This is a genomic window from Aerococcus sp. 1KP-2016 (genome assembly GCF_002252085.1).
Classification (GTDB): Bacteria; Bacillota; Bacilli; order Lactobacillales; family Aerococcaceae; genus Aerococcus.
This window is the reverse complement of sequence record NZ_NEEY01000063.1, coordinates 1-7,979: the sequence shown is the minus strand read 5'-3', so window position 1 is coordinate 7,979 and position 7,979 is coordinate 1. Positions and strand designations below refer to the sequence as shown.

Genomic DNA, 7,979 nt, shown 5'->3' with positions numbered 1-7,979 from the left:
CAAAAGTTAGATTTTTGGTCTAACTTTTGGGGGCCTCTACACTAGCTACTTTGGGTTTTTTGTGCATCATATGAAATCTTTAGGACAAATCTATTCTAAGTTGATCTCCATTCGTATCACATAAAAAAGAGACCAGGTTTTATCCTGATCTCTAGCATAATGAAAATTTACTTTATTCGGTTACTTCGTATGTTGCGGCGCGGTAGTATTGAGATACGCCATTTGGTTGATTGATAACATTTTCTAAGTTTGGATCGATTAGGCTAGCATAGGCACCTTGATAAATTGGTACAACGGGGGCTGCTTCTTGAACCAAATATTTTTCTGCTGCTAGGAAGTCTTCCCAACGTGCTGCCGGATCAAGGGCATCAGTTGTTTTCGCAGCTTCTATATAGCCATCATAAGTAGCATCTGAGAAATCACCTGAAGATAATGGTGAATCAGTTACAAAGTAGTCAAGGAAGGCTGTTGGGTCAGCGTATGATGGTGTATATGTACCGTATACGATATCAAAATCTTTGGTTGCAGTGATTGCTTGTCGCGATTTTAATGGTACATTACGAACAGTAATCGTCAAACCAGGCAAGTTCTTTTGTAATTCGGCTTGCAAGAATTCTGACGTAGCTTTTGAGGTGTCGGTATCAGATGTTAGTAATTCTAGCTCTAAGGAATCTGTACCCAACTCTTCTAAGGCCAATGCCCATTCTTCTTGAGCAGCTTCTACATCGAATGTAGTGAGCGTGCCGTTTTCATCACGGAAATCTTCGCCTGTTTCAGGGTTTGCAGCGAAAGAATCAGGAATCCATCCACCAGCAGGTATTGAACCATCTGCTAAAATAGCATCCACGAAAGCTTGACGGTCAAAAGCTTGACTGATGGCACGGTGTAAATGCGTATTATTGGTTGGTGTACGCGTAGTATTGAATTCTAGTGAACCAATCATACCCTTTGGTTCAATGTGAAGCGTATCTGAATTTGCGTATTGTTGCACGTATGGCGTAGTAATTTCAGTATATTGTAGATCGCCACCTTCGAATAAGTTCACGTTTGTTGAGTTTTCTTTCGACATTACCCATTTAATTTGGTCAATATCAACATTCTCAGCATCCCAATATTCTTCATTTTTACTAGTGGTCCATTCAATTTCAGTTGCATTCCAGTCTGTTACAGCGTAAGGGCCGTTATAGACTGTATTTTCCGCAGAGGTACCATAGTCATTGCCCAATTCAGTTGCAACAGAATAGTTTTCAGGTAGATAGTAAGGTGCAGCTAGTAAATCGGTAAAATAAGGTGTTGCTTGTTCTAGGGTGATTTCTAGTGTTTTATCATCTATAGCTTTCACACCAAGCGTTTCCACGTCACCTTCACCGTTCGCGATACTTTGCGCATTCTTAATCATGTAGAACTTATTGGCATTACCACCTAAAGTGTCAGGATTGACCGTCTTCTTAAAGGTATAAACGAAGTCTTCAGCCGTTACAGGGTCGCCGTTAGACCAATTAGCATCTTCGCGAATTTTGAATGTGTATACCAATCCATCTTCAGAAACAGTAGGCTCTTCAGCAGCTACACCTAATTCATTTGAGCCGTTATCGGCTGGACGATACAAACCTTCCATTACATTAGCAATTGTCGTTTGGCTAGGTGTATCAGTGGAAGACACACTGTCTAGTGAGGCAAGTTCACCATTGACCGTAACTTGAATGTTTTTGGCAACATCATCACTTGCTGATTGGTTCGCATCTCCAGTGCTCGTATTGGCACAAGCGGCGATCAAAAGGCTGGCTGCGGTTAATGATAGTAATCTCAATCTTTTCTTCATAAAACTACCTCTTCTCTAAAAATTCTAATTATATTCACATTATATATCATTTTTCAAAAAATGTATGTTAATTTGCATAGGTATTGAAACAAAAAACGATAACGCGTGATTGCTTTGCGTTATCGTTTCGTTACTGTGTTTATTTGCGTTTCATTTTACGTTTGTCCATTTGTTCTTCCAATTTCAAGCGATTGGTTGTTGATTTGATGAATAAGTTTTTTAGTGTATCGCTATCTTCCTCACGAATGGCTGTTTTCACCATATCTAATTGATTTTCAAAATCTTTGATAGATTGGAGTAAGTATTTTTTGTTATCGATGAATAATTCGCTCCATAAGTCTTCATTGATTTTCGCAATTCGCGTTAATTCAGGGTAAGAGTCACCGGTAAATTTACCAGTTTCACGCTTTTCGTGATCTGAATTCATTAATGAAATAGCAATAGCATGGGGTAATTGTGATGTAAATGAAATCATTTGATCATGGAAGGCAGCTGAAACGCGATTGATTTTACCAAAGCCAAGTTTATTTGCTAAGTCTTCAATAAAGACTAAACTATCTTCATTATTGACATCGGTGGGAATTAATAGGAAATTGGCACCTTGGAAAACGGACCCTTGTGCATAGGCAATCCCACGATTTTCCCGTCCCGCCATAGGATGCGTGTAGACGACTTCTATATTGTCTGGCACGACATCGGCCATATCCGCAATGAATTTTTCTTTAATACCGGTTGTATCCATTAAAATGGCGCCAGTTTTAAAGTAGTCGTGATTCGCTTCAGTAAAACGAACTGCCGTTTTAGGGTAGAGGGCCATGATGGTTAAATCAGTTTCAGGTAGAATATCCTTACCATCTAAATAGCCAGCTTTGATAATGCCCATTTCTACAGCGGTATCTAGGGTTTCTTGGTCATTGTCTATGCCATATACGTTCTCATAACCTGCAGTCTTTAAAGCCTCTGCAAACGAACCACCTATTACACCTAAACCTACTATAGAAATTTTCATCATGATACTCCTAACTGTTCTCTCATATTTTATGTTTAATGATACCATTTAATAGGCATCAATTATAGTAAAGCTGGGGAAAATATCAGAAATTTCCCCAAAAAAAGAAGCTAGTCTCAAAGACTAACTTCTATCTATATTACATGTCTATTTTTTGATGGCTTTAAAATCTTTCTTAGCTAGGAAGTATGAACCAGCCCAGAAAACAATAATTAAAGCTGAAATAACAGCGAAGACATACCATGCTGCACTGTATGAGCTTGCTTCTGCGATTGATGCAGCAATTAATGAACCAAACATCATACCTAAGAATAAGAATTGGTTCACAAGACCATAAACTTGGGCATAAGATTTAGCAGGATAAATTGCTGAAACAATTAGTGGAGGTAATACTGTACCGATAGAGTTTCCAAGACCGAATAAAATGGCTAATAGAATAGCGAAACCATAAGATGTCGTTGTAGCAGCTAAGAAGTAAGCAAGTACTAGTAGGACTGAGGTCCAGATAGTTGAAACGACAACACCGAATTTATCAGAAATAGAGCCTAATAGTAATTTACCAATAATACCCACGGCTGAATAAATTGAGATGATTAACGCGCCCTTAGAAGCGCCATGAAACTCTTGCATGAAGGGTGGGAATTGACCCAAACCACCATTGTTTGAAAGCCCAACAAACACTGCACCAATTAATAAGAAAATAAAGAAGGGTTTTGTAAATGATTCTTTTAATGTAAATGGTACACGATAATTTTGCGTATTTGTTGCGCCGTTAGCTTGGTTTGTATCTTGGGCACCTAAGGCTTGTAAGCCATATCTTCAGGCTTTTCAACAAAGATAAAGTGACCAACTAGTAAAGTGATGGCAAGCATAATGGCACCGTATGTCATATAACTACCACGCCAACCGATGCTATTAATTAAACTTGTGACAACAGGACTCCAGATAATCCCACCAATACCTACACCTGAAAGGGCAATAGATAAAGCTAAACCACGTTTTTCAACAAACCAATTAGAAATTAATATAGACATAGCCATAGTTGATGTTGATAAGAAACCAAAACCAACAATGAAAGATAATAGGTAGAATAACCAAGCGTTATTTACTAACCCGAAAGCAATATATGATAGACCGTAAATTAAGGAAGCAATCATAAATACTTTTTTGAAATTCTTAGCTAATAGACCAGAAATCCAAGAACCAAAAAATACAGATACACCTAAAATTAGGGTATTAGAAATTGAGAATTGTGCATTTGATATATTCAAAGCCTCAGTAACTGAAGATTGATAGATGTTTGCGATGGCTACGCCTGCAGGTCCAGTAACAGCTAAGACCAATACCGCACCAAGGACGATGCGCCAACCGTAGAACGATTCTTTACTTTTCATATTGTTCCTCCTATAATGCATTTTTTAGCAATAATCCGTTGTGGTCATATCTGTAAATAACAAAAAACGAATGTCAAAATACAGAATTTGATCCGCGAGAAAATATAAAGCACTATTATTATAAGGAGTTTTTAAAATTATTTCAAGATAGAAATAAATTAAATACATAAAAAGCGTTTTCAAAAATAGATTGCAATTTTTGTTAAAAATATATAATTTGGTCCGTATCCTTAGCTGCTTTTTAAACAAGGCGCTTCTTTTACCAAAATTTTAGTGGAATGTTACATTTTTCTCGTAAGTTACTATGCTACAATATGAATAAGAACAAGATTATGATGCATAGGCGAATCGTTAACATTGCCAACATGATGGATGATAGATAAGGAGTGGAATAATGGCTATTTTAGTTACAGGTGGGGCCGGTTATATCGGATCACATACAACAATTGAATTAATTCAAGCTGGTTACGATGTCGTAATCGTTGATGACTATTCAAACAGTAAACCAGTCGTTTTAGATCGAATTGAAGAAATTTCAGGCGTGCGTCCACGTTTCTATGAAGCAAACGTATTAGACAAAGAAGCACTAACAAAAATTTTCCAAAAAGAAGCAATCGAAGCAGTAATTCATTTCGCAGCCTTCAAAGCAGTCGGTGAATCAGTCGCAAAACCGTTGAAATACTATCACAATAATTTAGGCGGCTTACTAGCAGTACTAGAAGTGATGAAAGAATTTAACGTAAAAAACATTGTCTTCTCATCTAGTGCAACAGTTTACGGTATGGATAACGTCTCACCACTAACTGAAAACTTACCTACTAGCGCGACCAACCCCTACGGCTACACTAAAGTGATGAATGAACAAATCTTGCGCGACTTGAGTGTTGCAGATGATACATGGTCAATTATGATCTTGCGTTACTTCAATCCAATTGGGGCGCATGCATCTGGCTTAATTGGTGAAGATCCAACAGATATTCCAAATAACTTGATGCCATACATCACACAAGTGGCCATTGGTAAACGTGATCACCTATCTGTGTTTGGTAGCGACTACCCAACACATGACGGTACCGGTGTACGTGATTATATCCACGTCGTTGATCTTGCTAAAGGACATGTAGCTGCCATTGATCACGCAGTGAAAAACCAAGGCGTTGAAACAGTCAACTTGGGTACCGGCATTGGTTACTCAGTACTAGACTTAGTAAACACATTCGTTGAACAAAATGACGTAGAAGTACCATATGAATTAGTTGATCGTCGTCCTGGTGATGTAGCTGCTAACTACGCAGATGCGTCATATGCGAAAGAATTGTTAAACTGGACTGCAGAAAAAGATTTAGCGGATATGTGCCGTGACTCTTGGAACTGGCAATCGAAAAATCCGAATGGTTACGCTGAAGCTTAGGCATCAGGTAAAAACAATTGAATAGTAAAATAGCATATTTGGACCTGTACAATTTTTGTACGGGTCTTTTTATTTGCGTATAACCGCTGTACTGAGCACCTGTGAAAATTCTGTAATGAAATTGAAATCTAGGGGTAATATATAAGTCAAGGGTTATTCGAAAGTTGTGCTATAATGTGTCATGAATAGTATGTATTGGTGGGGATTTTTGTAGGAAACCGCGCTAATCAAGGCCATTCTTACACATCAGGTATTGAACTTTGTCATGCAATGTACTTGCATGTCTTGTTTCGGTGCACAATTTATTTTTACAAGGTGGGAAAAAGATATGCCAGCATGGCTTAGTAAGTTTATAGAGAAGTGGCAATCGCAGTCCCAAGCAACACAGTGGACAATCATTGGTATTCTCTCAATTGCATTATTATTAATTGTCATTCCGTGGCGTGCTTCTGCGGATGAAAACAATCCATTAGGAATTGAGCTTCATCAAACGCTTTAAGTGGATCTAATCAATACTCAGCGGCACCGCTAAGTATTTCAGAAGGCGCACAAGGGGTGAGTCTTGGGAATACGAGTAGCTCATCATCGGCAGCGGTCAATTTAGATGAATCAGTGAGCATTACAAAAGATGCTGCATATTCAGAAGACTTAGCTGCATTAACACAAGAATATGAATCGTTCTCCTCTGAATTAGCAGTATCGAGAAGTAATGATCCGAGTTATGTTGCACCGAGTGTGAGTGGCGGATCGTCTTCATCAACATCTACTTCTACGTCAGCTAGTGCGAGTTCAAGTACAGCGACTAGCTCGACTAGTGTAACGGAAGAATCATCAAGTGTTTCTACAGGTGCTAGTACTTATACAGTGCAATCAGGTGATAATGCTTATCGTATCGCAGTAAATAATGGGTTAACACTTGAAGAATTTTTATCATTAAATGGTAAAACAGAGGCAGTTGTAACACCGGGAGAGGTTGTTCGTGTCCAATAAGTAAATTTTGTGTAAAGATTATATACATTAAATTTAAATTTCTAGTTTTTTTACTAGCTTTTATATGAAAATAGTTGTATTATAATAAAGTTGAATTTTCAATCAATCAGATTTATAACTGATATCAAATATTTGTAGTATAATAATAAGAAAGTAAGGAGGGCGGATCATGGAAGTACTAAAAATTGCAAACTCACAGCCTAGAGAAGTCGCACGTCAAAAAGCAACACAAAATGCCGCAGAAATCTTATTAGAAATTAGAAGCAAACGAGGTATCTCTCAAGCACGTCTTGCTGAAATTTCTGGACGCAAACAAAGCTATATCTCACGCGTTGAATCAAGACAACAAAATATCTCATTGGCAACATTACAAGAAATCGTTGATGCTGTTGGTGGTAACTTAATCGTTAAAGTAGAATTATAATTTTTAAATTGTTGATTAATTGAATAAACACTAAAAAAGTCGTACTCGTTTGTGGCCTGAAGTTCCACAAACGAATGCGACTATTTTGTTATATAAACGCCAAAAAGCAGGTGCAAACCAAGTCTGGGCATATAATAAAAGGTTGGGACCCTTTGATCCCAACCCCAAGTTAATGTATAAACGACATTTAGCCTGCGACTGCTTCGGTTGTGTAAATTTCTTGAACTTGACGGTTTACATAACGACCAGAAACCGGTGTTACAAAGATTTTGTAGCCATCTTCATTGATGAAAGCATCTGCAGCGACTAATGCATTTAGCGCTTGTTCAACCGTAGCTGCATCTAAATTTGCTTTTGGATTTTTAATCGTAATCGTACGACTTTTATTATCAGCAGTTTTACATTTTAATTCGAACACATTCGTTTCTTCAAACATGAATATTCCTCCTATAAATTAAGACGAGAGTGACCAAGGTGCAGCGACTTAAGCAGTAATCGCGTAACGTTCAACCGCTACAGCATCCGTAAACGGATCTTCCACTAAATTTGAAACAGCGACAGCTAAATTATTTAATAAGACGGTATCCGCGTCCGCAACTAAGCCATTTAAAGTAATGCGCGTTTCCTTATTTGTGACAGCATTCGTGTATGTTAATTCAAGTTTTGCAGATTCAAAATTTTTCATGATCTTGCCCCCTAATTTTTTCTCGTAAGCATCCGGATGACTTACATAAATAAGAACGAAATGGCGACCAAAAATGACAAGTAACAGCTGTAAAATAATAGGCAAAAATATACTGTGCTATATAAGTTGAGGTAAAGTTTTACTCCCTCTTGTTTTTCTGATATGATTCAGGCAAAAACATGAAGGGATGAGCCAGATGGAACTGCGAGACCAACTGACAGAACTGAGGCGCGCGATGAAAGAG

The 7,979-nt window shown here is 37.9% G+C and carries 10 protein-coding genes; 4 read left to right on the top strand and 6 right to left on the bottom strand.

Features of this window, described 5'->3' with window-relative positions; genetic code table 11:
- Positions 1–172: 172 nt before the first annotated feature.
- The 4 genes from B9P78_RS08690 to B9P78_RS08675 all read right to left on the bottom strand — a co-directional run bounded on the left by B9P78_RS08690 (position 173) and on the right by B9P78_RS08675 (position 4,225).
- The gene (locus B9P78_RS08690) at positions 173–1,822 is read right to left on the bottom strand and encodes a peptide ABC transporter substrate-binding protein (protein ID WP_094519057.1); all 1,650 of its coding nucleotides are present in this window, start codon (positions 1,820–1,822) and stop codon (positions 173–175) included.
- A 139-nt stretch (positions 1,823–1,961) separates the two neighbouring features.
- Positions 1,962–2,831 carry a prephenate dehydrogenase gene (locus B9P78_RS08685; protein ID WP_094519056.1) on the bottom strand — a complete coding sequence of 290 codons (870 nt, stop codon included), beginning with the start codon at positions 2,829–2,831 and terminating at the stop codon, positions 1,962–1,964.
- Between the two features lie 147 nt (positions 2,832–2,978).
- A complete protein-coding gene (locus tag B9P78_RS08680) occupies positions 2,979–3,521 on the bottom strand; it encodes an MFS transporter (protein ID WP_255377096.1) in 543 nt (180 codons plus the stop codon).
- Positions 3,522–3,628: 107 nt separating this feature from the next.
- A complete protein-coding gene (locus tag B9P78_RS08675) occupies positions 3,629–4,225 on the bottom strand; it encodes an MFS transporter (RefSeq protein WP_158520591.1) in 597 nt (198 codons plus the stop codon).
- A gap of 394 nt (positions 4,226–4,619) precedes the next feature.
- Between B9P78_RS08675 and galE the strand changes: the two genes are divergently transcribed.
- The 4 genes from galE to B9P78_RS08660 all read left to right on the top strand — a co-directional run bounded on the left by galE (position 4,620) and on the right by B9P78_RS08660 (position 7,050).
- Positions 4,620–5,636: a UDP-glucose 4-epimerase GalE gene (galE, locus tag B9P78_RS08670; RefSeq protein ID WP_094519053.1), complete on the top strand. Its 1,017-nt coding sequence runs from the start codon at positions 4,620–4,622 to the stop codon at positions 5,634–5,636.
- Positions 5,637–5,964: 328 nt separating this feature from the next.
- Complete coding sequence (locus B9P78_RS10380; RefSeq protein WP_233487841.1) at positions 5,965–6,135, top strand: hypothetical protein; 171 nt, start codon at positions 5,965–5,967, stop codon at positions 6,133–6,135.
- A 56-nt stretch (positions 6,136–6,191) separates the two neighbouring features.
- Positions 6,192–6,626: a LysM domain-containing protein gene (locus B9P78_RS08665; RefSeq protein ID WP_233487840.1), complete on the top strand. Its 435-nt coding sequence runs from the start codon at positions 6,192–6,194 to the stop codon at positions 6,624–6,626.
- Positions 6,627–6,795: 169 nt separating this feature from the next.
- On the top strand, positions 6,796–7,050 hold the full coding sequence (locus tag B9P78_RS08660; protein ID WP_094519052.1) for a helix-turn-helix domain-containing protein: 255 nt from the start codon (positions 6,796–6,798) through the stop codon (positions 7,048–7,050).
- Between the two features lie 187 nt (positions 7,051–7,237).
- Here B9P78_RS08660 and B9P78_RS08655 read toward each other — a convergent pair whose 3' ends face one another.
- Both B9P78_RS08655 and B9P78_RS08650 read right to left on the bottom strand, forming a co-directional pair.
- Complete coding sequence (locus B9P78_RS08655; RefSeq protein WP_094519051.1) at positions 7,238–7,486, bottom strand: DUF2922 domain-containing protein; 249 nt, start codon at positions 7,484–7,486, stop codon at positions 7,238–7,240.
- A gap of 48 nt (positions 7,487–7,534) precedes the next feature.
- On the bottom strand, positions 7,535–7,735 hold the full coding sequence (locus B9P78_RS08650) for a hypothetical protein (RefSeq protein WP_094519050.1): 201 nt from the start codon (positions 7,733–7,735) through the stop codon (positions 7,535–7,537).
- Positions 7,736–7,979 lie beyond the last annotated feature (244 nt).